The organism is Agrobacterium sp. 16-172Ci (genome assembly GCF_053522725.1).
In genome coordinates this window covers 243,530-269,409 of the sequence record NZ_JBNWBW010000003.1, presented here as the reverse complement: position 1 = coordinate 269,409, position 25,880 = coordinate 243,530, and the positions used below count along the sequence as shown (strand labels likewise).

The window sequence follows — 25,880 nt, the reverse complement described above, 5'->3', positions numbered from 1 at the left end:
TCCTGAATGACCGGAGGGCCCGAAATAAGGGCCGTTGCGGGCATTAAAGATGATTATGGTAAACGATCGGTTTATTTTCCGAAAAATACCATTATGATTGTTTTTGTACTTTAGTTATAGCTTTATCAGGAGGCGGAGATGAGGTTGGAATACTCAGTTTTACTGTCGCCATCCGTGGAGACCGCCTTGCCATCTTCCATTCGAACCTTGCCTTCGGCAAGCCGCTTCAGGGTAAGCGGGTAGAGCTGATGCTCGACTGTCAGGATCCGCGACGCCAGAGTTTCGGCCGTATCGCCGGAAATGACCGGCACCGCACCCTGCGCGATGGTCGGACCTTCATCCATGCCTTCGGTGACGAAATGCACGGTGCAGCCGGAAATCTTCATGCCGCTGTCAATGGCGCGCTGATGGGTGTTGAGGCCGGGGAAAAGCGGCAGCAGGGAAGGGTGGATATTGATGATGCGCCCTTCATAGGGAGCAATGAAATCCCCCGATATCAACCGCATGTAACCGGCGAGACAAATGATATCGGGCGCGATTTCGCCAAGTGCGGCCAGAATGGCGCCCTCATGCTCGGCCTTGCTGGCATAGGTCTTGCGCTCGAAGACCAGCGTGGGAATGCCCATGCCCCGTGCCTTTTCCAGCCCGCCCGCAGACGCCTTGTCCGAGATGACGCAGACGATTTCCGCCGGAAAATCCGCCGCCTGACAGGCCTTGGCCAGCGACACCATGTTGGAGCCGCTGCCGGAAATGAAAACGACGACGCGTTTGCGGCCGGACGGGAAGGCGGCGCTCATCATAGGCCGAGAGCGCCCTTATAGATGGTGCCATGCGCGCCTTCTTCGCGGGCGACCATGCGGCCGAGCGGGAAGACGGTCTCGCCTTCGGCGGTCAGAACCTCGGTGACCTTTTCGGCATTTTCGGCCGAAACGACGACGATCATGCCGACGCCGCAATTGAAGGTGCGCAGCATTTCCTTCGCTTCGACGCCGCCGGTTTTCGCCAGCCACGAGAAGACGGCGGGAACCTTGATCGCATCGAGATCGATTTCGGCAGCGAGATGCTTGGGCAGAACGCGCGGAATATTCTCCGGGAAACCGCCGCCGGTAATATGCGCCAGCGCCTTCAGCGCGCCGGTCTCGCGGATCGCCTTCAAAAGCGGCTTCACATATATGCGGGTCGGCGTCAGCAGCGCTTCGCCGAGCTTCTTGCCGTCCGCGAAGGGGGCAGGGGCGTTCCAGTCGAGGCCGGAGATCAACACGATCTTGCGCACCAACGAAAAGCCGTTGGAGTGAACGCCGGAAGAGGAGAGGCCGAGAATGACGTCGCCTTCGGAAATATCGCCGGCCGGCAGAAGCTGGCCGCGTTCGGCCGCACCCACGGCAAAGCCCGCGAGATCGTAATCACCATCGGAATACATGCCGGGCATTTCAGCGGTTTCGCCGCCGATCAGCGCACAGCCGGATTCGCGGCAGCCGGCGGCAATGCCGGAAACGATGGCCGCACCCTGGTCCGGATCCAGCTTGCCGGTCGCGAAATAATCGAGGAAGAACAGCGGTTCTGCGCCCTGGACGACGAGATCGTTGACGCACATGGCGACGAGATCGATGCCGACGGTGTCGTGATAGTCAGCATCGATGGCGATCTTCAGCTTGGTGCCGACGCCGTCATTGGCGGCCACCAGAACCGGATCGGTGAAGCCTGCGGCTTTCAGATCGAACAGGCCGCCGAAGCCGCCGATTTCGCCATCCGCACCGGGACGCCGCGTCGAGCGCACCGCCGGTTTGATCTTTTCGACCATCAGGTTGCCGGCGTCGATATCCACACCTGCATCACTATAGGTAAGACCGTTCTTGCCCGACTGGCTCATGGCTCTCGTCTCCGCTGGTTCCTTTGGCGTCGCCATTCGCACGGGACGGGGCCTGATGCAAGGGTTTGAGTGGCAAAAGCTCCGGTTTTTAACGGCTTTGGCGGGGCTTACCGAATTGGGTGCTCACGATGGCTGCGGCGCGGCGCGACAGACGAGATTGAGCAGGCCGTCGTTGGACGTATCGGAATTTTCCTCTATCGGCCGTCCGTTCTCGCCATAACGTGCGGCGATCTTAAAGCCCGCCGCTTCCAGCTGGCGGGTCTGGGCGGCAAGGTCGATAAAATAAAACAGGCCGCTCCAGCGATGCGCCTGATCCGCGAGAATGGCATATTCCGGAGTCCGCCGTGTCGAAGGTTGCAGTCGCAGATAGTTGATCCAGCTTTGCGGATGCAGCGAATTCACCACCTCGCGCGGGTGCCAGGAGCGGCGGTGCAGCGGCATGCCGCCGGCCCGCTTCCATCGCCGGTTATGAAAAGAAAAGATGAAGTACCCGCCCGGTGACAGAATGCTTCGCACGGCATGGATGATGGCAAGCCGGTCCTCATGGTCGAAGGCACTTAGAATCGCGAGCGCGCCGAGCACGCAATCGAAACGCTCCGCACCGAACTGGCCGATTGCCCGCACATCCATATCGAGAAACGTGGCGGCTGGAAAATTGCGCCGCGCCAATGCAAGCATCGGCTGCGAACGGTCAATGCCGATATAGTCTCCCACCAGCGGCAGAAGCGGCTTCGTCGTTCGGCCGGTGCCGACACCGAGGTCAAGCAGCCGCTTGCCCGCATAGGCATGGCGGAACTGGTCGAGAATGATGCGTTCGGCCGGGTAAAGCTGCTGGTTGTCATACCATTCGGCAACTTCGGGATTATCGAAGAGACCGGCATTATATTCCGCGATGCCATTTTCACTGGTGCTCTGCATCGTGCCCCCCCGGCCGCCGGAGATGAAGGAGCGCCGCTGGCCCGCCCGGCAATATTTGATAGTTGTCTAATATTTACCGTCGGTCAACCTGCCGTTGCGAGGGGTTGGCCGGAAATGAGGGATTTTGCCGCTGTGCGGGCAGCCTCCTTCTGCCCATGCGCGAAAGCGCCGGTCTTGACCATGTGCATGTACGCATCCTATCTCCATCACGGGCGGTGACGGTGCGGCGATAAAGGATGAACGGATGCAACCCCATGTAAGCGGTACGAGCCTGCGCCGGCAGGTTTTTTTCTGGATCGGCGTGCTTGCCGTCTTTGTCCTTTTCCTGATGGTCTTCAGCTCCATTCTCCTGCCTTTCGTGGCGGGCATGGCGCTTGCCTATTTTCTCGATCCGGTTGCCGACTGGCTGGAACGGCGCGGCTTGAGCCGGTTGATGGCGACCGTCGTCATCCTCGTCTCCTTTGTGCTGATCTTTGCGCTGTCGCTCATCATCATCATCCCGCTGATCGCCGCCCAGGCCTCGGAATTCATCACGCGCATCCCGCAATATATCTCGTCATTGCAGCAGCTGATTGCCGGCGCCGACACCAATCTCCTGCCGGATTGGGTCAGCAGCCAGATCGACGCCGTGAAGGAGAATTTTTCAAAGCTTTTGACCGAAGGTGCCGGTTTCATCGGCACGTTGCTGACGCAGATATGGAATTCCGGCAAATCGCTGGTCGATGTCATGTCGCTGCTGGTCGTTACGCCCGTGGTCGCCTTCTATCTGCTGCTCGACTGGGACCGGATGATCGACAAGGTCGATAGCTGGATACCGCGCGACTATGTCCATACCGTCCGGCAGATCGCCCGCGACATGGACAAGACCATTGCCGGTTTCGTGCGCGGGCAGGGGTCGCTCTGCATCATTCTCGGCGTTTATTATGCCGTCGGCCTGTCACTGGTTGGCTTGAATTTCGGCCTGCTGATCGGCCTTTTTTCAGGCCTCATCAGTTTCATTCCCTATATCGGCTCCATGGTCGGCCTCATCCTCGCCGTCGGCGTCGCCATCGTGCAGTTCTGGCCGGATTACATCTATGTGTTTCTGACGCTCGTCGTGTTCTTTTCCGGCCAGTTCATCGAAGGCAACATCCTGCAGCCGAAGCTTGTCGGCAAAAGCGTAGGCCTGCATCCGGTCTGGCTGATGTTCGCCCTTTTCGCCTTCGGTGCACTTTTCGGTTTCGTCGGGCTTCTCGTCGCGGTGCCAGCTGCGGCGGCGGTCGGTGTGCTTGTCCGCTTCGCCTTGTCGCGGTATCTTGAAAGCGATCTTTACCATGGGCATGCCGCCAACCTTCCCTGGGACACAAACCCTGCCCTGGAAGAAGGGAAAACGTCCTCCGGCAAGGTTGACTCTCAGAGCTGACGATGACTGACCAAATCAAAACCGACAACGCCCGGTCGAAGGCCGAGCAGCTGCCGCTCGCATTCTCGCACCAGTCCGCTTCCGGCAGGGATGATCTCCTCGTCTCCGCCTCCCTTGCGGCTGCCGTCAGCCTCGTCGATGAATGGCCGACCTGGCGCTCGCCCGTCGTCGTGCTGGCCGGGCCGCCGGGTTCGGGAAAATCGCATCTCGCCAATATCTGGAAAAATATCAGCGACGCGCGCGACATTCACCCCGAGACGGGCTCCGATGCCGCGCGTGCGGCCGAAACAGGACCGGTTCTTTTCGAGGACGCCGACCGGCGCGGTTTTGACGAGACCGAACTCTTCCATGTCATCAACAGCGTACGCCAGCACGGCACCACGCTTTTGATGACGAGCCGGCAATGGCCGGCCGCATGGCAGGTGACGCTGCCGGATCTGCGCTCGCGCCTCAAAGCCGTAACGGTGGTGGAAACCGGCGAGCCGGACGAGGGGCTTTTGGCGCAGGTGCTGGTGAAACTCTTCGCCGACCGGCAGCTTTACATGGATGACAAACTCATAGGTTACATCGTCAATAGAATGGAGCGTTCGCTCGATACGGCCCAGACGATCGTGGACCGTATCGACCGGCTGGCGCTTTCGCGTGGAACGAGAATTACACGTCCTCTGGTGGCGGAGGTCCTCAATGCGATGGACAACGCAGCAGCGGGCAGCGGACTGGACATCGATTGACTGTCACAGTTCCGTCGTCAAACTGTTATACGGGCAAGAAGGACGATCGCGCGATGCAGCAGGATCACGGGACGGAAATCGGTCAGGGGATGGAACAGGGAATGGACGCTATCGCGCAGGAAGACTTCAACAAGGTTCAGCCGGTGACCGAAGGCGAGAGCCTGTGGGACAGCCCGGCGCGTTTCATCAACCGCGAATTCTCCTGGCTCCAGTTCAACCGCCGCGTTCTCGAAGAAACGCTGAACACGGATCATCCGCTGCTGGAGCGGCTGCGTTTCCTCTCCATCTCGGCCGCCAACCTCGATGAATTCTTCATGGTCCGCGTCGCCGGCCTGGAAGGGCAGGTGCGCCAGAAGATCACCGTCAAGACGCCGGACGGCAAGACACCGGCCGAGCAGCTCGAAGATATTCTGAAGGAAATCGACAATCTGCAGATGGAGCAGCAGGCATCGCTCGCCGTTCTGCAACAATATCTCGCCAAGGAAGAAATTTTCATCGTGCGGCCGGCCGCACTTTCGGATGCGGACCGCACCTGGCTGGAAACGGAGTTCGAGGAACGCATGTTCCCCGTTTTGACGCCGCTCTCCATCGACCCGGCGCACCCGTTCCCCTTCATTCCCAATCTCGGCTTTTCCATGGGCCTGCAGCTCGATAGCGTCAACGGCCGCGAGCCGATGACGGCGCTCTTGCGCCTGCCGCCCGCGCTCGACCGTTTCGTGCGCCTGCCTGACGAAAAGAACGCCATCCGATACATCACGCTTGAAGATGTGGTCGGCCTGTTCATCCACCGGCTCTATCCCGGTTATACCGTGCGCGGTTCCGGTACGTTCCGCATCATCCGCGACAGCGATATCGAGGTGGAGGAAGAGGCGGAAGATCTGGTCCGTTTCTTCGAGAGCGCGCTGAAGCGCCGCCGCCGCGGTTCCGTTATCCGCATCGAGACTGACAGCGAAATGCCGCAGTCGCTAAGGCAATTCGTGGTGCATGAGCTTGGCGTGCCTGATAATCGTGTTGCCGTTCTGCCCGGTCTTCTCGCGCTCAACACCATCTCGGAAATCGTCCGCGCGCCGCGCGACGACCTGAAATTCGAACCATACAACGCCCGTTTCCCCGAGCGCGTGCGCGAACATGCCGGCGATTGCCTCGCCGCCATCCGCGAAAAGGACATGGTGGTTCACCACCCCTATGAAAGCTTCGACGTGGTCGTGCAGTTCCTGCTGCAGGCCGCGCGCGATCCCGAAGTGCTCGCCATCAAGCAGACGCTTTACCGCACCTCCAATGACAGCCCGATCGTTCGCGCGCTGATCGATGCGGCCGAAGCCGGGAAATCCGTCACCGCGCTGGTCGAGCTGAAGGCGCGTTTCGACGAAGAGGCGAATATCCGCTGGGCGCGCGATCTGGAGCGCGCCGGCGTGCAGGTCGTCTTCGGCTTCATCGAACTCAAGACCCACGCCAAGATGTCGATGGTTGTACGCCGCGAGGACGGCAAGCTCAGAACCTATTGCCATCTCGGCACCGGCAACTATCACCCGATTACCGCCAAAATCTATACGGACCTGTCCTTCTTCACCTGCAACCCGAAGATCGCCCATGACATGGCGAATATCTTCAACTTCATCACGGGCTACGGCGAACCGGAAGAGGGCATGAAGCTGGCCGTTTCGCCCTATACGCTGCGCGCCCGCATCGTGAAGCACATCAACGAAGAGATCGAACATGCCAAGCGTGGCGCGCCGGCGGCGATCTGGATGAAGATGAATTCGCTGGTCGATCCTGAAATCATCGATACGCTCTATCGCGCCAGCGCGGCGGGCGTGGAGGTCGATCTCGTCGTGCGCGGCATCTGCTGCCTGCGCCCGCAGGTGCCCGGTCTGTCGGATAATATCCGCGTCAAATCCATCGTCGGACGCTTCCTCGAACACAGCCGCATCTTCTGCTTCGGCAATGGTTTCGGCCTGCCGTCGGACAAGGCGCTGGTCTATATCGGCTCGGCCGACATGATGCCGCGCAACCTTGATCGGCGCGTGGAAACGCTGGTTCCGCTCACCAATCCCACCGTGCATGAGCAGGTTCTTTCACAGATTATGCTTGGCAATCTCATTGACAACCAGCAGAGCTACGAGATACTTGCGGACGGAACGTCGAGGCGCATCGAGGTGCGTAAAGGCGAAGAACCGTTCAACGCGCAGCACTATTTCATGACCAATCCCAGCCTTTCCGGACGTGGTGAAGCCTTGAAATCCAGTGCGCCCAAATTGATTGCCGGGTTGATTTCGTCCCGCAAGAAACAGGCTGAATGACTCGATCAGAAGCACAGGGGCGGCTGACCGGCCTTGCCCCCGTTTCCGTCATAGATATTGGTTCGAACTCCGTTCGTCTCGTCGTATATGAAGGTCTTTCCCGCGCGCCTGCGGTGCTGTTCAACGAAAAGGTCCTGTGTGGCCTCGGCAAGGGACTGGCGCTGACGGGCCGTATGCATGAGGAAGGCGTCAGCCGGGCGCTGATGGCGCTTCGGCGTTTCCATGTCCTTTCCGAGCAGGCGCAGGCGCAGAAGCTCTATGTGCTGGCGACGGCTGCGGCGCGTGAGGCGGAAAACGGCCCGGATTTCATCCGCGAGGCAGAAGCCATTCTCGGCTGCGAGATCGAGGTACTGTCAGGCGAAAAGGAAGCGCTTTATTCCGCCTATGGCGTGATCAGCGGTTTCCATGATCCAGACGGCATCGCCGGCGATTTGGGCGGCGGTTCGCTCGAGCTCATCGACATCAAGGGCAAGAGCTGCGGCGAGGGCATCACCCTGCCGCTCGGCGGCCTGCGGCTGTCGGAGCAGTCGGACGGCTCGCTGGAAAAAGCGGCGACGATTGCCAGAAAACACGTCAAATCCTTCGCCAAGCTTCTGGCGGCGGGTGAGGGGCGCACCTTTTACGCGGTGGGCGGCACCTGGCGAAACATCGCCAAGCTGCATATGGAGATATCGGGCTATCCGCTGCATATGATGCAGGGCTATGAATTGCCGCTGGAGGAAATGCTGAATTTTCTCGAAGAGGTCATCGTCTCCCGGGATAGCAAGGATCCGGCCTGGCAGGCGGTCTCCAAGAACCGCCGCTCGCTGCTGCCATTCGGCGCCATCGCCATGCGCGAAGTTCTGAAAATGATGAAGCCGGCCAGGATCGCCTTTTCGGCGCAGGGCGTGCGCGAAGGTTATCTTTATTCGCTGTTGACTGAAGAAGAGCGGGATTCCGATCCGCTGCTGGTTGCCGCCGATGAACTTGCCATTCTGCGTGCCCGCTCGCCGGAACATGCGCGCGAACTGGCGGACTGGAGCGGCCGCACCTTCCCGGTCTTCGGCGTTGACGAGACCGAAGAGGAGAGCCGTTACCGGCAGGCGGCCTGCCTTCTTGCCGATATCAGCTGGCGCGCCCATCCCGATTATCGCGGATTGCAGGCGCTCAACATCATCGCCCATTCCTCCTTCGTGGCGATCACCCATCCCGGCCGCGCCTATATTGCGCTCGCCAATTATTATCGCTTCGAAGGTCTGAACGACAACGGCACCACGCAGCCCCTCGCCGCCATGGCGGGTGACCGGTTGCAGGAACTCGGTAAATTGCTCGGCGGCCTGCTGCGCGTCGTCTATCTCTTCTCGGCCTCGATGCCGGGCGTCGTCGACCACCTCAAATTCCGCAAATCCGGCAATCCCGATCTCGATCTGGAATTCGTCGTGCCGCACGATTATTGCGATTTCGCCGGCGAGCGGCTGGACGGGCGTTTGCAGCAACTGGCGAAGCTGACGGGCAAGCGGCTGGCATTCGTGTTCGAATAACGAACGGCGCGTTTCTGTTTCGCGACAGGACGGTTCTTGCGTCCGCTAGGACCAGCGCTCGCAAAAGGCTTCTATGTCGCTCGACTGAAAGTCGGAAAGCCGCGCCATGATCGTTTCGAATGGCCAATCCCACCATGCGATTGATGCAAGCTTTTCCGCGATGGGCCGCGAAAATCGTTCGCGAATGATTTTTGCGGGAACGCCGCCGACGATGGTGTAGGGCGGCACGTCTCTGGTGACGACCGCGCCGGCGGCGAGCACTGCCCCGTCTCCAACCGTGACACCCGGCAAGACGATAACGCCGTGACCGATCCAGACATCGTGACCGATGACGGCGCAGTCCTCCCTGCGCCGGTCGAAAAAGGCGTTATCGCGCACGGCATCCGCAGAATAATATTCAGGGCAATAGCTGAAACGGTGCATGGATGGCCTGTCCATCGGATGGTTCGGAGCGCCTATCCTGACCTCTGCGGCGATGGCGCAGAATTTTCCGATCGTTGCATCGCCCACCATGCAACGGGGGCCAAGATAGGAGTAATTGCCGAGCTCGGCATTGTGCAGGGAGGTGTCAGCCAGAATTTCGCAGCATTCGCCGATATTGGAATCTCTTATGCTCGCCGTCGCATGGATGACGGTCTCTGCGATTTTCGGGCGCTTGATCTGTGCGGTCGAATCCATTCCAGCCTCCGGATTTGCGCCTGCTTAAACGGCGATGATGAAGGTGCTGTGACGTGAAATGGCGATAGGGGTCCGGCCGGGCTGGGCATCCTCTCTAAAACGCAGATCGCGCGCGATGCCGCGTGACGCGAAATCCTGTCTTCACTCGGAATGTATCACTTGCCGGGGACATCCGCCGCGGCAGGCGTTTTCTTCCAGTAGTGGTCGGATATGTTTTGCGCATTCCGAATGATGTGGCCGGCGATTTCGGGGTCTCCGCCCTCGAAGGTTTTCGGGTCCGCCCCGCATAACATCAGGAAGAGCTGCTGATGGGCGACAGCGGTAAAATAGTCGTGGGGCGGCGGCTGCATGTCTGAATCGACGGCCCGGAATGCGTCAGCGACCTCTTTGCTGGCACGTTCGAGCGCTGCGTGAATGGTGGCCATCATCACTGCCCCCGTGCGCTCCAATATGGCCTGTACCTGCCGTTCCGCCGGTGTCAGGACCGGGCAACTTTCACTCATCGAATATCTCTCCTGCCGGTGCAACCATTCCACCTGGCGATATTATCGCAAGGAATGTGTCCGCTTTGCGGGAAAGATTGACATCGTGGTCTCGGAGCGTGACACCCTGGCTGGCCACCGTGCCGCGATGCGCTTTTGCTAACGGCTCAGCCGTGCCCGAGCGCCTTGCGGATGCAGGCGCTGAGATAGGCATATTGCAGCGGCGTTATCGTCGCCATGGCTTCCGTGCGGCTGGCAAGCCTGTCCTGATAGCCGACCGGAATATCGAACTGGCTGAAGGTGAAATCCCAGCGGGTGCCTTCGACGATATTGTAAAAATGGTCGGCACCGCTGACAGCGGTTTTGACAAGCTCTCCGCCGAAAATATCCTGTACCACCAGCGCGGTGACGCTGCCTTGGCCCTTGGCGGGGTTTTCGCGCGACCAGAGGCCGCTCGTCTCGCCCGACCAGCTTTTCTTCAGGGCGTAATAAAGTCTTTCTGCATGGTCCTGCATGAAACGTCTTCTTTTCCGCTAGCTCTGGAAAATCGGAACGGAGCGCCATGCAGACATTTGTGTCTGCCGGGCGCTCCGTCCGGATCATTCGCAGCCGTCAAAGCAAGTGACAGCAGCCTTGGTCTTATTTCGCCTCGAGCAGGTCCTTGACCTCCAGCAGGACGAATTCGTTGTCGTCAGCCTTGTCCAGCGCACGGCCGGCGGAGAAGGGCAGGTTGTTGTCGTTGCCGACGACGATATGGGTGGCATCGACGCGGTCGACATTCTCGATGGTGACGAAAGGCATGTCGTAATAGCCGTTGCCGCCGCCCTGACGTTTCTTGTTGTCAGGATCGGAGATCTTCAGAAGATCGATATAGCCGATCTTGCGGGCGGCCTTGCCGACATTGGCGTCATTGAACTCGATCTTGTAGATGCGCTTGACCTTGGAAGGCACGGCAAAGCAGTTTGCTTCCGGCTTCTTCGGATCGGCGCAGGCCTTGTCGGCCGTGCCGGCGCCATTGTCACGTTCGATGACCAGCGCCGTGCTGTCATCCAGCATGTTGAAGTCGCCGATTGCCTCGCCGCCTTCCGCCAGCGGATAAAGCCAGCTACGGCCGGTCCACGCCTTCTTGGCGGTGTCGAGTTCGATGATGCGCAGCGCAGTCGCGCCGTCTTCGGTTTTTTCCACCTGGCCGTCGGCCATGTAGAGCGGGCCTTCCAGCAGGCCATAGAGCTTCGAGCCGTCCTTGGAGAGCGCCATGCCCTCATAACCGCCGGAGCGCTTCAGGTTGAAAGCGGGCATTTTCTGCGTGGGGTTGCCGGGCAGGGCAAGAGCCGGATGGTCGGGAGACTTCACCTCGATGTCGCCGGCCTTGGTCGAGATCACATCGGTCAGCTTGCCGTCGCGGGTGAATTTCAGAATGTAGGGGCCGAATTCCTCGCCGACCCAGAAACCGTCAGCGACCGGCTGAATGGATTCGACGTCGAAATCCGCACCCGTCAGGTAACGCTTGCTCGAGCCTTCCAGAACGATGGGGAAGGGCGCCTTCATGTCGGGATCGGAGAGGAAGACGGTTTCAAGCGCGTTGACCTTGCCCGCGTCCCAGTCGAACTTCAGATGGTGAAGCATCAGCATGGCGTCGCTGGAATTGAGCTTGGAACCGAAACCGTTGTCGGAAAGGCTCCAGAAGCTGCCGTCCGGCATCGCTCTGATGCCGGAAAAGCCCTGCATCGGCTGGCCGTTGAACGGCATGGAAAGGCCGGTCAGGCGCACGCCGTCCTTGCCGGGCACGGTGCCGAGGCCCTCGGCGCGCTTACGGTCGGCCGTGGTGAATTTGGCGGAGGTCTTGAGGTGCTCCGGCGCATCGGCAGGTGCGGCGATCATGGTGTTGGCAGGCAGAATGGCGTGCGAAACGAGCTTTGCCGGAAACTCCTTTTCCGCCGCATGTGCCGCGCCGGCGAGCGCGAGAACCGCGAAAGGTGCAAAAACAATGTGCTTCATGATGGAGACCCCTCTCAATACATGTTGAAGACAGGATTGACGCGATAGGGTCGTCGCATGACAGGCAGGTGATTGCCGTTTGAAGCTTTGATGAATTTTGATGACGGCCATCGTCGGCAGATGGGCCGCACGGCTTTTTTCCGTCGATTGCCCTTATGCGGCGGGCGCCTGATATTGGCTGAGCGTGCAGACGCCCAGCGTCTGGCCACGGCCTTTGACGGCATGTTCGCCCAGATATTCGCTGCGCACGCCCTTCGGAAGCACCAGCTGATGGGCAAGATCAGCGGAAATCAGCACCGGGTGGCCGAGCATCTTGCTCAGCGATTCGAGCCTTGAGGTCGTGTTCACCGTATCGCCGAAATATGTAATCTTGTGGTGATCGACACCGATTTCCGCGGTGATGACCGGCCCGCCATGAATGGCGAAGCGCAGGCGCGGCACCTCGCCGAAGCGGGCGAGCCACATGTCGCGGGTGTTTTCAATGGTCGCCTGAATATCGAAGACGCAGCGCACACAGGCCGCCCGCCGGATCGCCATGTGATAGGGCCAGGTGATGATGGCGGCGTCGCCGATATAGTCGTCGATGACGCCGCCGTGTTTTCTGACCGGTGCGGCATAACTTGCAAAAATTTCGCCGAGAAATTCCTGGGCCTTCAGGTCGCCATGGGTTTCGGCGAAGGAGGTGGAGCCGACGAGATCGATGAAGATGAAGACGCGGTCTTCGCTGACCGGCCGGCGGTAACGCCCCAGGATGAGGTCGATGAAGATATCGCGGCCGAGAAGCTCGCGCACCCGCATGATGAAGACGATGATGCCGCAGACAATGAGGGTAAAGATCAGCGTCTGCACCTCGGCATGGACGGCGCGTTTCCAGGTGCCGGGAAATATCCCGCTCAACCACAGGATCGTGCCGCCAAGCCCGAAGCCGCAAAAGACGAGGATGGCATAGATGACGAGGCCGACGGCGATATAGGCCGGCGTCGGCAGGGCGCTCACCTGCCGCGACAGGCCGGGCATGATATAACCACGCTCGAAGGCGAGGATGGGTGCGCAGGCAAACAGCGCATAGGTAGCGCCAATCAATGCACCGCCGCCATATTCCAGAAAGGCGTAGGCCACGCCGCTGCCGGCCACGGCAACGAAGAGCACCACGTAATCCAGAATGGGCAGCAATTTTCTCATGTCGGTTCTTGGGTCTCGGGAAGGGGAGGCTTTGGTCTTGGGAAAGAAGGGCAGGCCGCTCCCTTCGGTCGAAGCTTCTGTTCAGGTCATATGCGACATTAATGTGGAAAAAGCGCCGCAAAAAGTGAGCAATCGGTAAGGTTGCATGAAGGATTGGTGAGGCTGTTGCGCTGTTGCAGCAAAATCGGCGTTGCCGCCGTTCTACGCCTGATAGGATGTTCTGTAATAGACGGTTTCAAGCGGGGATTGCGGCCGGTCATTTGGCGAGCGGTTCGACCATTTGACGGGGAAGGCGGAAAAACGCAGCCGGTTGCCGTCGATCCAGGCCCGGTCGAACCGAGTTTCTCCCTTGCGGGCGAAGATGATGGCGGCGCAGGTGCGGCCATCAACGTCGAAGGGAGTGTTCTCCCTCCAGCCGCTCAAGCCGCAGCCCATGCCTTTCGGGTCGCGATTATAGCGGCCGACGACGTGGCCGTTGGCGTGGAAAGCGGCGGGCCGTTACGGCTCGCCTGCCGCAACCTCCACCGCCTCGACCTTCTTGCCAGCGAAACGCAGCGCCACTTCGCCATTGATGAGCTTCAGGGCCACATCGCCGAAGAGTTCCCGCCGCCAGCCGGTCAGCGCCGCCACGGTTGCCTTTTCGCCCTCGGCGGCGATCTTGTCCAGATCGTCGCTATTGGCGATGACCTTGGCGGCGACGCCATGCTTGTCCGCCGTCAGCTTCAGCAGAACTTTCAGAAGTTCCACGGCAGCACCGGAGCCTTCCGGTGCGTGGCTGTGACGCGGCGCCTTCGGCATTTCCTCTTTCGGCAGCGCCAGCGCCGCATTCACCGTTTCGACGATGGCGGTGCCGGAGGCGGAGCGCTCCCAGCCCTTGGGGATGGTGCGAAGCCGCGACAGCGCCTCGGCGTCCTTCGGCTGCTGCTGGGCGATTTCGAAGATCGCATCGTCCTTCAGCACGCGCGAGCGCGGCACGTTGCGGGAGCGCGCCTCACGCTCGCGCCAGGCGGCGATGAATTTGAGGATCGCAAGTTCCGTCGGTTTGCGCAGGCGCGATTTCAGCCGCAACCAGGCATCGTCGGGATGCATGTCATAGGTGTCGCGAGACTCGAGAATGTCCATCTCTTCGGTCAGCCACAGCGAGCGGCCTTCGCGCTCGAGCTGGGCCTTCAGCGAGAGATAGACATCCCGCAGATGTGTCACGTCGGCCAGCGCGTAATCCAGCTGCTTTTCGGTCAGTGGACGGCGGCTCCAGTCGGTGAAGCGCGAGGATTTGTCGATCTGGACGTTTTTGATCTTCTGCACCAGCTGGTCGTAGGAGATCGAATCGCCGAAACCGCAGACCATGGCGGCGACCTGCGTGTCGAAGATCGGGTGCGGAATAAGCCCGCCGAGATGATAGATGATCTCGATATCCTGTCGCGCCGCGTGGAAAACCTTCACGACATCGGGATTGGCCATCAGTTCGAAAAGAGGGGTCAGATCGAGACCCTTCGCCAGCGGATCGACCAGCACTTCGAGCGTCGGGCTTGCCATCTGCACGAGGCAGAGTTCCGGCCAGAAGGTCGTTTCCCGCAGAAATTCGGTGTCGATGGTGATGAATTCCGATTTCGCCAGTTCCGTGCAGGCTTCGGCGAGGGCGGCAGTCGTTTCAATCATTGTTATTGGCCAATCGTGAGAATTATCCGTCTTACTTTCCCTTTGCCGGGCGCATGTCAATACAAAGCCCGCTTTTGAAGGCTCAAGGATCGTTTTTCTCGGGCGGATGGGGCTCCGCTTCATCCTTTTTGGGTGGCGAAGCCGCGGCGAGCTTCTGGAAATAGGCTGAGGTGCGCAAAAGCGAGCTGAACCGCCAGTTCCGCTCCTCCACGGGCACACCTTCGCGCACCTGCAGCCGGTAGATGGTATAGGCGATGAAAACGATCTGGATCGCGGCCGTATAGCTGAATAGCGCCTTCGGGCCGAACTGGTCGATCAGCACGGAGGCGAGAAGCGGCCCGACCGTCGCCCCGACAGACCAGAAGAACAGCAGTCCGGCCGACATCATCGCATGTTCGCCTTCCCTGGCATGGTCGTTGCCATGGGCGGAACTCAGCGAATAAAGCGGCAGGGCGAAGGCGCCGAAGATGAAGACGCCGATGATGTTGCTCCACTCATCGGTTCCGGCGAAGAAGGCGAGAAACAGGCCGACGACGACCGAGCCCGCCGTGGTGGCGAGAATGATGATGCGCCGGTCATAACGGTCGGAATAGACGCCGAGCGGATATTGCAGCACCACGCCGCCAATGATGCCGGCGCTCATGAAGGTGGCGATGGCGGTGACGGAAAGCCCGATCTGTTCGGCATAGATCGGGCCGATATTGCGAAACGCCGCCATGCTGAGACCGACGGCCACGCAGCCGACCACGGCAAGCGGCGAGATGCGCCACACCGCGAAGAGATTGAAGGGTATCTGTTTCGGCGGTGCGGGGTTGGATTTGTCGGCAAGCGAGATCGGCACCAGCGACAGCGTCAGCGCCATGGCGATCAGCGAAAACACCACCGGTCCGTCGATGCCGGCGACGGGAATGATATATTGCGCAAGCGTGACGGAGCCGAGATCGACGAAACGATAGATGGAGAGCGTGCGCGCCCGATTGGAATTGGTGACCTGCGCGTTGATCCAGCTTTCGATGGCCGCGAAAAGACAGGCGACGGCAATGCCGGTGACGAAGCGCATCAGCATCCAGAACAGGGGATGGATAAGGAGCGGCATGGCGATCGCTGCGGCGGATGCGACGGCCGCCATGGTGGCGAAGGTGCGGATATGGCCGATCTTACGCAGAAGCCGTGTCACCGAAATGCAGCCAAGCGCGAAACCGAAGCTGTAGGCGGCGCTGATGAGGCCGATGGTGCTGGCGGAAAACCCTTCGGAGAGACCGCGCAGCGCTATATAGGTTCCCTGCAGGCCGTTGCCGCCGATCAGGATGCCGGCGGTGACGAGAAGCGGGATAAGAGGTCTGATCTGGCTCATTGCGGGCCGACTCGGTTTGGCGGGCTGGATTAGTCCTATCTAAAGCGAAGGCAGGGGAAAGGACAGGCTGAAGGCGACATTGTTGTGCTTTGCCTTGACAAATCAGGCTGGCCATGCGCTTTTCCGGCAAATTTCGACAGTGCCGCCCATCTGGCCTCCATCAGGCCCACGACACGTTCCAGGATAAAAAAATGCATCGTTACCGCAGCCACACCTGTGCCGCTCTCCGCAAGTCCGACGTCGGCGAAACCGTTCGCCTTTCCGGTTGGGTTCATCGCGTGCGAGATCATGGCGGCGTTCTCTTCATCGACCTTCGCGACCATTACGGCATCACCCAAGTCGTCGCCGATCCGGACAGCCCGGCCTTCAAGGTTGCCGAGACGGTTCGCGGCGAATGGGTCATCCGCATCGACGGCCTCGTCAAGGCGCGTTCGGAAGACACCGTCAACAAGGGCATGGCCACCGGCGAGATCGAGCTTTATGCGCAGGAAATCGAGGTTCTCGGCGTTGCCAAGGAACTGCCGCTGCCGGTCTTCGGCGAGCCTGATTATCCTGAAGACGTTCGCCTGAAATATCGCTTCCTCGATCTTCGCCGCGAAACGCTGCACAAGAACATCGTCAAGCGTACGCAGATCATCTCCGCCATGCGCACCGGCATGGCGGATGCCGGCTTTGCCGAATACACGACGCCGATTCTGACGGCCTCTTCGCCCGAAGGCGCGCGCGACTTCCTCGTGCCGTCGCGCATCCATGAAGGCAAGTTCTTCGCGCTGCCGCAGGCGCCGCAGCAGTACAAGCAGCTTCTGATGGTGGCCGGTTTCGACCGTTATTTCCAGATCGCGCCGTGCTTCCGCGATGAAGACCCGCGCGCCGACCGCCTGCCGGGCGAATTCTACCAGCTCGACGTCGAAATGAGCTTCGTGACCCAGGAAGATGTCTGGACCACGATGGAGCCGATGATGACGGCCGTGTTCGAGAAATTCGCCGAAGGCAAGCCGGTTACCAAAGAGTGGCCGCGCATTCCCTATGACGAGGCGATCCGCAAATATGGTTCCGACAAGCCGGACCTGCGCAACCCGATCGTCATGGAAGCCGTGACCGAACATTTCGACGGTTCGGGCTTCAAGGTCTTCGCCAACATGATCGCTTCCAACCCCAAGGTTCAGGTCTGGGCAATCCCGGCCAAGACCGGTGGTTCGCGCGCTTTCTGCGACCGCATGAACGCATGGGCGCAGTCTCAGGGCCAGCCCGGCCTCGGCTACATCTTCTGGAAGGAAGAGGGCATTAAAGATGGATTCGTCTTCGATGCGGTAGCCCACCCCGCTCGACCTGGTGAAAGTAAGGACGACCATTATGAGCGCGTTGCGAAGATGACTGACGCTTGGTCTAGTAAAGTGCTGGGCTCGGGTCCGCTCGCCAAGAACATCGGCGAGGAACGCACCGAGGCGCTGCGCCAGCAGCTCGGCCTTGAGGCGGGCGATGCCTGCTTCTTCGTCGCCGGCGATCCGGCCAAGTTCTACAAATTCGCAGGCGAGGCGCGCACCCGAGCTGCCGACGAACTGAACCTGATCGACCGCGACCGTTTCGAAATGTGCTGGATCGTCGATTTCCCCTTCTTCGAATATAACGAGGAAGAAAAGAAGATCGACTTCGCCCACAACCCCTTCTCGATGCCGCAGGGCGGTCTGGAAGCGCTGGAAGGGCAGGATCCGCTCTCCATCAAGGCGTTCCAGTATGACGCGGTCTGCAACGGCTTCGAAATCGCCTCCGGTTCGATCCGTAACCAGTCGCCCGAGCTGATGGTCAAGGCCTTCGAAAAGGTTGGCCTGTCGCAGACCGACGTTGAAGAGCGCTTCGGCGGTCTCTACCGCGCCTTCCAGTACGGCGCGCCTCCGCATGGCGGCTGCGCATTCGGTATCGACCGCGTGGTCATGCTGCTGGTTGGCGCCAAGAACCTGCGCGAAATCACGCTGTTCCCGATGAACCAGCAGGCGCAGGACCTCTTGATGAACGCGCCGTCGCCGGCAACGCCGACGCAGCTTCGTGAGCTGGCGCTGCGCGTCGTTCCGTCCAAGAAGGACTGAAGAAATTTAACCAGCTTGGAGCAAGCTGCTATATTAAAAGTTATCGCTTCTGTTACAATCAGATTCGATGGAGGATAAAATGAGCCCGCAACTTCAGGAACTTATTGAAAAAGCACGAAAAATAAAGCCCAGTGTTGAGCATTTCGAGGAGCAGAGACGCAGCTTTGCTTATGGATCTGCCAAAATTGAAAATAACGATATAACACGCGAGATGATTGACGAAGCAGCTTCTAAACTCGGTAAGGAGCGCGATGAGCGTTGATCGTTCAAGTGAGGCTGGCGAGCCTGTTTTAGTGAGCGATCCGAAACAGGTCGCTCACATTGAAGCTGAAAACACTCTTCGTCAGTTTGATATGGCGATGGTAGAGCTTGATAAATGGCTCAAACCAGATGATTATAAAATTAAACCATCCAAAATAATGCAGCTTAACAGAGTTGCTCTACAACGTTTAAGTAAATATGCAGGCGTTTTTCGTCCTGGTGACATAAAAATTACCGGTAGTACGCACTTGCCTCCCGACGCGGATACTGTTCCCGAGCTAATGGAGCAGCTGTGTGATTACGTTAATGAAAACTGGCGCTTGAAGAGTCCTAGCCACTTGGCCGCGTATGTCTTGTGGAAAATAAACTGGATTCACCCGTTTGTGGACGGCAATGGACGTACTGCGCGTGTCGTATCATATCTCGTTATGTGTGCAGGGCTTGGATACCGTTTACCGGGCACAAAAACAATTCCAGACCAAATCGCGGTAGATAAGGCTCCTTACTATAGGGCGCTCGAGGCTGCAGACAAAGCTTTTAGCCAGGGTCAGCTTGACTTGAGTGACCTTGAAGAACTCATAAACAGTCATCTTGCCGTGCAGTTACTTGATATCCATAACTCCGCAACGGGCAAGAATCACAAGGATCGGCAGGCGATAGCGACGATGCCTGTTTTGCCGACTGTTGGGGCAGAACGCGCAGCCGCAAAGGACAAGTTCTCGCTCATTAGGCATATCGAAACCCATCCCGTTATTTACACTTTTTTGGGCGCAGTTATCGTTGCAATAGTGACATGGATTTTGGGCCGCTGAACATTCGCGAGAAAAAGTGCGCCGTGCCTTGAAATGCCAAATAGTATTCTAATATAAGATATCCACTCACCACGGACCCGGTGAAATTCCGGGTGGCTCTTCTGGCCGCCGATCCGCCAGACAACGCAAAGCACCGACATTTCATTTCAATCTACCGGACATGGCTCCGGCCGGTGCGTCATTCTTTGCGAAAAAATCAGATGAACAAATTTCAGACTTACAGACGTGAGTGGTTTTCCAATATTCGCGGCGATCTCCTTTCCGGCATCGTCGTGGCACTCGCCCTCATTCCAGAAGCCATCGGCTTTTCCGTCATCGCCGGGGTCGATCCGAAGGTGGGATTGTTCGCCTCCTTCGCCATCGCCTGCGTTTCCGCCTTTACCGGTGGCAGACCGGGCATGATCTCGGCGGCAACCGCCGCCACCGCTGTCCTGATGGTCACGCTCGTCAAGGAACACGGGCTGCAATATCTCTTCGCCGCCACCATTCTGATGGGCGTGCTGCAAATTCTGGCGGGCCTTGTAAAACTTGGCCGGGTGATGCGCTTCGTCTCGCGTTCGGTCATGACCGGCTTCGTCAACGCGCTGGCGATCCTGATCTTCATGGCGCAATTGCCCGAGCTGATCGGCGTGCCGGTCGAAACCTACGTCATGATCGCGGCCGGTCTTGCGATCATCTATCTCTTCCCGCTGGTCACGAAGATCGTGCCATCGCCGCTGGTCGCCATCATCGTTCTCACCTGTGTCGCCGTCTTCTCCGGCATGGATATCCGCATGGTCGGCGATCTCGGTGAATTGCCCTCGACGCTGCCGATATTCGCGCTGCCGCAGGTACCACTGACCTTCGAGACGTTACAGATCATCTTTCCCTATTCCGTCGCGCTCGCCGCCGTCGGTCTGCTGGAATCGCTGCTGACAGCGCAGATCGTCGACGACATGACGGATACGGGCAGCAACAAGAGCCGGGAATGCATCGGGCAGGGCACAAGCAATATCGCCTCCGCCCTCATCGGCGGCATGGGCGGCTGCGCCATGATCGGCCAGTCCGTCATCAATGTCAGCTCCGGCGGTCGTGGCCGCTTGTCCACCTTCGTCGCGGGCGCGTTCCTGCTCTTCCTCATACTGGTGCTGGATGATCTCGTGCGGATCATTCCCATGGCTGCGCTGGTGGCGGTGATGATCATGGTCTCCATCGGCACATTCTCGTGGCGCTCCATCCTCGATCTGCGCCGCAACCCGCCATCCTCCAGCATCGTCATGCTGGTCACGGTCGGCACGGTGCTTGCGACCCATGATCTTGCAAAGGGCGTGCTGGCCGGCGTCCTTCTCTCTGGCGTGTTTTTCGCGGGCAAGGTGTCGAAACTCTTCCATGTCCGGTCGGAGCTTTCAGCCGATGGCCGGGAGCGGATCTATCGTGTCGACGGCCAGATTTTCTTCGCCTCGACGGAAAGCTTCATTGCCGCCTTCGATTTCGCCGAGGAGGTTGAGGCGGTGACGATCGATGTCACGCAGGCGCATCTGTGGGATATTTCCGCAGTCGGCGCTCTGGACAAGGTGGTGCTGAAATTCCGCAAGGCCGGCAGGCGGGTCGAGGTGATCGGTGTCAACGAGGCGAGCGCCCACATGATCGACCGCTTCGCCCTGCACGATAAACAGGATGGCGCTGCCGCGCCGCTGCACTGAGCGCAAAAGAAAAGCCCCGGCATGACCGGGGCTTTTTTAGTTTTATTCGTTTGCCGTCACCGTGACGCCGAGCATTTTCGGCAGGGTGTTCGGCGCGCCCATCGCAGCGCCCATGATCATCGGGAACGGAACCGGCTTTTCCGGCTCTGCCATGATCGAGAAGTTCTTCGGATTGTCGACATAGGCGTTGACGGCCGCCGACACCATGTTCTGCAATTCCGGCACGTTGAGCGAGGCCATCATGATCGGGGCCATGCCCTTGATGGTCTGGGCAAGCTGATCGCCTGTCATGCCCTGCTGGCTTGCCGCATAGTCGATGGCGCGCTTGGTGATGCTGGCGTCTTCGAAGCTGATTTCAGCGTTGATGAAGGAGAGCTGCTGCATCAGGCCGAGCATGGCAAGGCTTGCTGCCTGGTCCGCCTGTTCCTTGTTCGGATTGGCGGCCTGCGCCTTCACCGTCTCCTGCATCGACTTGATGAAGGCGAGCGTGTAGCCGGAGAAACCGAACGACATGTTCAGGCGGCCGACATCATCGAGGTCGATGGCATATTCTTCAACATCGATAGTACCGGAGGCCACTTCCCAGCTACCGCTCATGGTCATGTCGCCGGAGAGCGCCTGCAGCTTCAGCTTTTCGATCGCGTCCTTGGTCGCAGGATCGGTCACTTCGCTGAGATCGGCCTTGAAACCGGAAGCGTCGAGTTCAAAGCCGATAGAGTTCTTGTCATCGCTGACCGACATCGTCGCGCTGGTTTCCTCAAGCGAGAAAGCCGGCTTGCCGTCGATGGAAACGGAAACCGGACCGCTATGTGCTTCGTCGTAGAACATCAGCGCATCGACGGTGCCAGTGGTGGAGTCTGCGGGAATGACGAGACCGGACATGTAAATGTCGCTTGCCTTGATCTCTACATTTTCCTGCTTGTAGTCGATATTGTCGAAGCGGGCGTTCTTGATCTTGTAGCCGCCGTTGTTTTCCTCGACGCCTTCGAGCGTCACATTGCCGACCGGGATCTTCTTGGCCGGATCTGCGGCCGCGTTGAAGGTCACGTCGTTCAGGGTCACCGTCGAGCCGTTGACGGCGACGGAACCGGCGGCGATCTCACCGCCCTGCGCGGCATAGGCCGCATTGATCTTCTTCAGCACATCCCCGCCATCCAGCGCGAAAGCCGGCGCCGAAAGCGTAAGAAGCGCGGCACTCGCGAAAAGAACCTGCCGGGTGGATTTCAGTCTCATGATGTTTCTTCCCTCAACGTACGGCTGTGCACCGTGTTCGAATTCGAATGCTGATACTTATATTCGCGATTATTCAAAGGTCTATAGGATTTAGATCGATTCCCATGACGGCGGCATTGCGGCATTTGCAACGCGGTTAACAAAAAACAGCATGAAAGGGTTGCGTTCATCCACAGGCGCGCCCCCCGAATTTCTTGCCGGGAATCGGCATTTCCGCTAGTCAAGCACCATGGGAAAAAATCTTGTACCTCCGTCCGGCGGAGACGATAACATTCATCCGGTCGATTTGAAGGCGGCGCTTGAAGAGCGCTACCTCGCTTATGCCTTGTCCACGATCATGCATCGTGCGCTGCCGGATGTGCGCGACGGCCTGAAGCCGGTTCACCGCCGCATCATTCACGCCATGAGCGAAATGGGCATTCGCCCCAACTCGGCCTTCAAGAAATGCGCCCGTATCGTCGGTGACGTGATCGGTAAATTCCACCCGCATGGCGACCAGTCTGTCTATGACGCGCTGGTGCGTCTCGCACAGGATTTCTCCCAGCGTTATCCCATCGTCGACGGGCAGGGCAATTTCGGCAATATCGATGGCGACGGCGCCGCCGCCTATCGTTACACCGAAGCGCGCATGACCGAGGTTGCGGCGCTGCTGCTTGAAGGCATCGGCGAGGATGCGGTGGATTTCCGCGCCACCTATAACGAGGAAGACGAGGAACCGGTCGTCCTGCCGGGCGCTTTCCCCAATCTGCTCGCCAACGGCGCCTCCGGCATCGCAGTGGGCATGGCGACGTCGATCCCGCCACATAACGCCCATGAGATTTGCGACGCGGCGCTTTACCTCATCAAGCATCCCGATGCGACGGTTGAAAAGCTGGTGGAATTCATTCCCGGCCCCGACCTGCCGACGGGCGGCGTGATCGTTGAGAGCCGCGAGAATATTCTCGATGCCTATAAGACCGGCCGCGGCGGTTTCCGTGTGCGCGCCAAGTGGGAAACGGAAGATCTCGGCCGTGGCGGTTACCAGATCGTCATCACCGAAATTCCCTTCCAGGTGCAGAAATCGCGCCTGATAGAGAAGATCGCCGAGCTGCTGATTGCCCGCAAGCTGCCGCTTCTCGAGGATATTCGCGACGAATCGGCCGAAGACGTGCGCATCGTGCTGGTGCCGAAGAGCCGTACCGTCGATGCGACGCTGCTGATGGAATCGCTGTTCCGCCTGTCGGACCTCGAAAGCCGCCTGCCGCTCAACATGAACGTGCTGTCGCTCGGCAAGGTGCCGAAGGTGATGGCGCTGAACGAGGTGCTGAGCGAGTGGCTGGCGCACCGCAAGGATGTGCTGGTCCGCCGTTCCCGCCATCGTCTGGCCGCCATCGACCGCAGGCTGGAAATCCTGGGCGGCCTGCTCGTCGCCTATCTCAATCTCGATGAGGTCATCCGTATCATCCGCGAAGAGGATGAGCCGAAACAGGTGATGATGGCCAAGTGGTCGCTCACCGACAATCAGGCCGAAGCCATCCTCAACATGCGGCTGCGCAACCTGCGCAAGCTCGAGGAATTCGAAATCCGCAAGGAATTCGACGACCTCAGCAACGAGAAGGCTGAAATCGAGGGGCTGCTCGCTTCCGATGACAAACAATGGCAGACCGTCGCCTGGGAAATCGGCGAGGTCAAAAAGAAATATGCCAAGGCAACCGAGATCGGCCGCCGCCGCACGCAGTTCGCGGATGCGCCGGATGCCGATATCGAGGCCATCCAGCAGGCGATGATCGAAAAGGAACCGGTTACCATCGTCATCTCGCAGAAGGGCTGGATCCGGGCGCTTAAGGGGCACATGTCCGACACCTCGTCGCTGACCTTCAAGGAAGGCGACGGACCGAAACTCGCTTTCCCGGCGCAGACGACGGACAAGCTGCTGCTGCTGACGACGGGCGGCAAGGCCTATACGCTTGGCGCCGACAAGCTGCCGGGCGGTCGCGGCCATGGCGAGCCGATCCGCATCATGGTCGACATGGAGAACGATCAGGACATCCTGACCGCCTTCGTGCACGACCCATCGCGCAAGCTGCTGCTCGTTTCCACGGCCGGCAACGGTTTCATCGTGGCCGAGAGCGAAATGGTCGCGAATACCCGCAAGGGCAAGCAGATCATGAATGTCTCGATGCCGGATGAAGCCAAGCTCGCGGTGCCGGTCACGGGCGACCATGTCGCCGTCGTGGGCGAAAACCGCAAGCTGCTCGCCTTCCCGCTGGCGCAGGTGCCGGAAATGTCGCGCGGCAAGGGCGTGCGCCTGCAACGCTACAAGGATGGCGGCGTCGTCGACGTGAAATGTTTCGCGCTTGCCGAGGGCTTGTCATGGTCCGACACGGCCGGGCGTCTCTTCAACAAGGTGGGCGAAGAACTGCGCGAATGGCTGGCCGACCGCGCAACGGCGGGCCGAACTGTGCCGAAGGGCTTTCCGCGCAGCGGGAAATTTGGCGGCTGATATTTGAACGTCCCGGGGCTGTCCCGGGACGTTTTCAATCTCATGTGTTTGGCAATCAAACCACCGAGTGCTTATGACTTCGCGAGCGCTTTTAAAGCAACGTGGTACTTGCGCATCACTTGCCGTGCATGTTCCAGCTGACGATCAAAGTCACCTGTTGCTTCTTCGTTCGGGCTCTCAGCAGTTCGCAATTCAAGTACGTTGCCGTCAGTTCTTGAACTGAGAACGTCGCCAATCTTCCAGCCAAGCTGTTCAAGCATATCCTTTGGGATTACAACGCCTGCCTCTTCACCGAACTCGCAAGTGGTTGCTTTCATCTGAAATACTCCAAGTTTGATTGGAATTTAGCATGCGATTTTGACGGTTAGACCAGCCCGTTACTTTTCTTCCGGCGTATAAACCTCCCACCCGCGCGGCGTCAGATGCTCCTGCGGATGGTAGCGGGTCTTGTAGCCCATCTTTTCCGAACCATCGACCCAGTAGCCGAGATAGACATGCGGCAAGCCAAGCGCGCGGGTGCGGGTGATGTGATCGATAATCATGAAGGTTCCGAGCGAGCGTTTTTCGAGCTCGGGATTGAAGAAGGAATAGACCATCGACAGGCCGTCGCTCATCACGTCGCTCAGCGCCACGGCCAGCAATTCGCCGCGCTTGCTGGAATCGATGCCGGAGCCGGGTTCGCGCACACGGTATTCGATGATGCGGGTGTTCACATGCGTGTCTTCCACCATGATCGCATAGTCCAGCGCCGACATGTCGGACATGCCGCCCGACTGGTGGCGGTGGTCGAGATAGCGACGAAACAGGGCGAATTGTTCGGTGGAAGGCTCGGCGGCGTGAACGGTGGCCACGACATCCCTGTTGGCGGCAAGAACACGCCGCATGGATTTCGTCGGCTGGAACTGTTCGGTCAGGATGCGCACGGAGACGCAGGCGCGGCAGTTTTCGCAGGCCGGGCGATAGGCGATGTTCTGCGAGCGCCTGAAACCGCCCTGGGTCAGAAGATCATTCATTTCCGAAGCGCGCGGGCCGACCAGATGGGTGAAGACCTTCCGCTCCATCTGGTTCGGCAGATAGGGGCAGGTGGCCGGCGCCGTAAGATAGAATTGGGGAGAGGGCGTCGCCTGCGTGTTCATCGAACCGTGATCGCCTCCTGCGTCTGTTATGAAAGCGCGCCGCGATTTCACGGGGTTGGCGGCGGCGCTTCAAGCGACATGCATAATGTCACAGAA

The 25,880-nt window shown here is 59.4% G+C and carries 22 protein-coding genes, 1 pseudogene and 1 other annotated feature; of the genes and pseudogenes, 9 read left to right on the top strand and 14 right to left on the bottom strand.

Annotated elements, in window-relative coordinates:
* Positions 1-125: 125 nt before the first annotated feature.
* From purN to ACQZ40_RS06065, 3 genes are all read right to left on the bottom strand, one after another.
* Complete coding sequence (gene purN / locus ACQZ40_RS06075; protein ID WP_338810238.1) at positions 126-800, bottom strand: phosphoribosylglycinamide formyltransferase; 675 nt, start codon at positions 798-800, stop codon at positions 126-128.
* Complete coding sequence (gene purM, locus ACQZ40_RS06070; protein WP_448747575.1) at positions 797-1,870, bottom strand: phosphoribosylformylglycinamidine cyclo-ligase; 1,074 nt, start codon at positions 1,868-1,870, stop codon at positions 797-799. The genes purN and purM overlap by 4 nt, the downstream gene beginning before the upstream one ends.
* Positions 1,871-1,993: 123 nt before the next feature.
* Positions 1,994-2,788: a class I SAM-dependent DNA methyltransferase gene (locus tag ACQZ40_RS06065; protein WP_448747574.1), complete on the bottom strand. Its 795-nt coding sequence runs from the start codon at positions 2,786-2,788 to the stop codon at positions 1,994-1,996.
* 244 nt (positions 2,789-3,032) lie between these two features.
* Here ACQZ40_RS06065 and ACQZ40_RS06060 point away from each other — a divergent pair, with 244 nt between their 5' ends.
* Genes ACQZ40_RS06060 through ppx form a run of 4 tightly spaced genes read left to right on the top strand, consistent with a single transcriptional unit; the run spans position 3,033 to position 8,741 of the window.
* The gene (locus tag ACQZ40_RS06060; protein WP_065654058.1) at positions 3,033-4,190 is read left to right on the top strand and encodes an AI-2E family transporter; all 1,158 of its coding nucleotides are present in this window, start codon (positions 3,033-3,035) and stop codon (positions 4,188-4,190) included.
* Positions 4,191-4,192: 2 nt separating this feature from the next.
* Positions 4,193-4,921 carry a DnaA regulatory inactivator HdaA gene (gene hdaA, locus ACQZ40_RS06055; protein ID WP_448747573.1) on the top strand — a complete coding sequence of 243 codons (729 nt, stop codon included), beginning with the start codon at positions 4,193-4,195 and terminating at the stop codon, positions 4,919-4,921.
* Positions 4,918-7,221 (top strand): RNA degradosome polyphosphate kinase, encoded by a 2,304-nt coding sequence (locus ACQZ40_RS06050; protein WP_423748604.1) that lies wholly within the window; start codon positions 4,918-4,920, stop codon positions 7,219-7,221. The genes hdaA and ACQZ40_RS06050 overlap by 4 nt, the downstream gene beginning before the upstream one ends.
* Positions 7,218-8,741: an exopolyphosphatase gene (ppx, locus tag ACQZ40_RS06045; RefSeq protein WP_003520777.1), complete on the top strand. Its 1,524-nt coding sequence runs from the start codon at positions 7,218-7,220 to the stop codon at positions 8,739-8,741. The genes ACQZ40_RS06050 and ppx overlap by 4 nt, the downstream gene beginning before the upstream one ends.
* A 45-nt stretch (positions 8,742-8,786) precedes the next feature.
* Here ppx and ACQZ40_RS06040 read toward each other — a convergent pair whose 3' ends face one another.
* The 8 genes and pseudogenes from ACQZ40_RS06040 to ACQZ40_RS06005 form a co-directional block, all read right to left on the bottom strand.
* The gene (locus ACQZ40_RS06040; RefSeq protein ID WP_448747572.1) at positions 8,787-9,419 is read right to left on the bottom strand and encodes a DapH/DapD/GlmU-related protein; all 633 of its coding nucleotides are present in this window, start codon (positions 9,417-9,419) and stop codon (positions 8,787-8,789) included.
* Between the two features lie 155 nt (positions 9,420-9,574).
* Positions 9,575-9,922 (bottom strand): hypothetical protein, encoded by a 348-nt coding sequence (locus ACQZ40_RS06035; protein WP_078054072.1) that lies wholly within the window; start codon positions 9,920-9,922, stop codon positions 9,575-9,577.
* Positions 9,923-10,068: 146 nt separating this feature from the next.
* Entirely contained in the window at positions 10,069-10,416 is a 348-nt protein-coding gene (locus ACQZ40_RS06030) for a YunG family protein (protein WP_174044188.1), read from the bottom strand.
* A 124-nt stretch (positions 10,417-10,540) separates the two neighbouring features.
* Complete coding sequence (locus ACQZ40_RS06025; protein WP_174044191.1) at positions 10,541-11,899, bottom strand: esterase-like activity of phytase family protein; 1,359 nt, start codon at positions 11,897-11,899, stop codon at positions 10,541-10,543.
* Positions 11,900-12,052: 153 nt separating this feature from the next.
* A complete protein-coding gene (locus tag ACQZ40_RS06020) occupies positions 12,053-13,081 on the bottom strand; it encodes an adenylate/guanylate cyclase domain-containing protein (RefSeq protein WP_125145898.1) in 1,029 nt (342 codons plus the stop codon).
* Positions 13,082-13,282: 201 nt separating this feature from the next.
* A pseudogene (locus ACQZ40_RS06015) lies at positions 13,283-13,549 on the bottom strand (hypothetical protein); the annotation flags it as partial.
* Positions 13,550-13,579: 30 nt separating this feature from the next.
* Entirely contained in the window at positions 13,580-14,740 is a 1,161-nt protein-coding gene (gene rnd, locus ACQZ40_RS06010) for a ribonuclease D (RefSeq protein WP_125145899.1), read from the bottom strand.
* Between the two features lie 82 nt (positions 14,741-14,822).
* Positions 14,823-16,094: an MFS transporter gene (locus ACQZ40_RS06005; RefSeq protein WP_125145900.1), complete on the bottom strand. Its 1,272-nt coding sequence runs from the start codon at positions 16,092-16,094 to the stop codon at positions 14,823-14,825.
* Positions 16,095-16,207: 113 nt separating this feature from the next.
* Between ACQZ40_RS06005 and aspS the strand changes: the two genes are divergently transcribed.
* The 4 genes from aspS to ACQZ40_RS05985 all read left to right on the top strand — a co-directional run bounded on the left by aspS (position 16,208) and on the right by ACQZ40_RS05985 (position 20,933).
* Entirely contained in the window at positions 16,208-18,178 is a 1,971-nt protein-coding gene (gene aspS, locus ACQZ40_RS06000) for an aspartate--tRNA ligase (RefSeq protein ID WP_448747571.1), read from the top strand.
* A gap of 79 nt (positions 18,179-18,257) precedes the next feature.
* Complete coding sequence (locus tag ACQZ40_RS05995) at positions 18,258-18,440, top strand: hypothetical protein (RefSeq protein ID WP_271045035.1); 183 nt, start codon at positions 18,258-18,260, stop codon at positions 18,438-18,440.
* Positions 18,430-19,251, top strand: coding sequence for a Fic family protein (locus ACQZ40_RS05990; RefSeq protein WP_271045036.1), 822 nt, complete (start codon positions 18,430-18,432; stop codon positions 19,249-19,251). The genes ACQZ40_RS05995 and ACQZ40_RS05990 overlap by 11 nt, the downstream gene beginning before the upstream one ends.
* Positions 19,252-19,321: 70 nt before the next feature.
* Positions 19,322-19,377, top strand: a sequence feature (sul1 is cis-regulatory element that is thought to sense ions involved in sulfur or methionine metabolism; They are found in Alphaproteobacteria).
* Positions 19,378-19,451: 74 nt separating this feature from the next.
* Positions 19,452-20,933: a SulP family inorganic anion transporter gene (locus tag ACQZ40_RS05985; protein ID WP_448747570.1), complete on the top strand. Its 1,482-nt coding sequence runs from the start codon at positions 19,452-19,454 to the stop codon at positions 20,931-20,933.
* 42 nt (positions 20,934-20,975) lie between these two features.
* On the opposite strand, the gene ACQZ40_RS05980 is transcribed toward ACQZ40_RS05985, so the two are convergent.
* Positions 20,976-22,166, bottom strand: coding sequence for a hypothetical protein (locus tag ACQZ40_RS05980; protein ID WP_448747569.1), 1,191 nt, complete (start codon positions 22,164-22,166; stop codon positions 20,976-20,978).
* Between the two features lie 229 nt (positions 22,167-22,395).
* On the opposite strand from ACQZ40_RS05980, the gene parC reads away from it, so the two are divergent.
* Positions 22,396-24,648, top strand: a complete 2,253-nt coding sequence (gene parC, locus ACQZ40_RS05975) for a DNA topoisomerase IV subunit A (protein ID WP_065654046.1) — start codon at positions 22,396-22,398, stop codon at positions 24,646-24,648.
* A gap of 71 nt (positions 24,649-24,719) precedes the next feature.
* On the opposite strand, the gene ACQZ40_RS05970 is transcribed toward parC, so the two are convergent.
* Both ACQZ40_RS05970 and ACQZ40_RS05965 read right to left on the bottom strand, forming a co-directional pair.
* Positions 24,720-24,965: an AbrB/MazE/SpoVT family DNA-binding domain-containing protein gene (locus ACQZ40_RS05970; protein WP_448747568.1), complete on the bottom strand. Its 246-nt coding sequence runs from the start codon at positions 24,963-24,965 to the stop codon at positions 24,720-24,722.
* A gap of 60 nt (positions 24,966-25,025) precedes the next feature.
* A complete protein-coding gene (locus ACQZ40_RS05965; RefSeq protein WP_104679357.1) occupies positions 25,026-25,784 on the bottom strand; it encodes an arginyltransferase in 759 nt (252 codons plus the stop codon).
* Positions 25,785-25,880 lie beyond the last annotated feature (96 nt).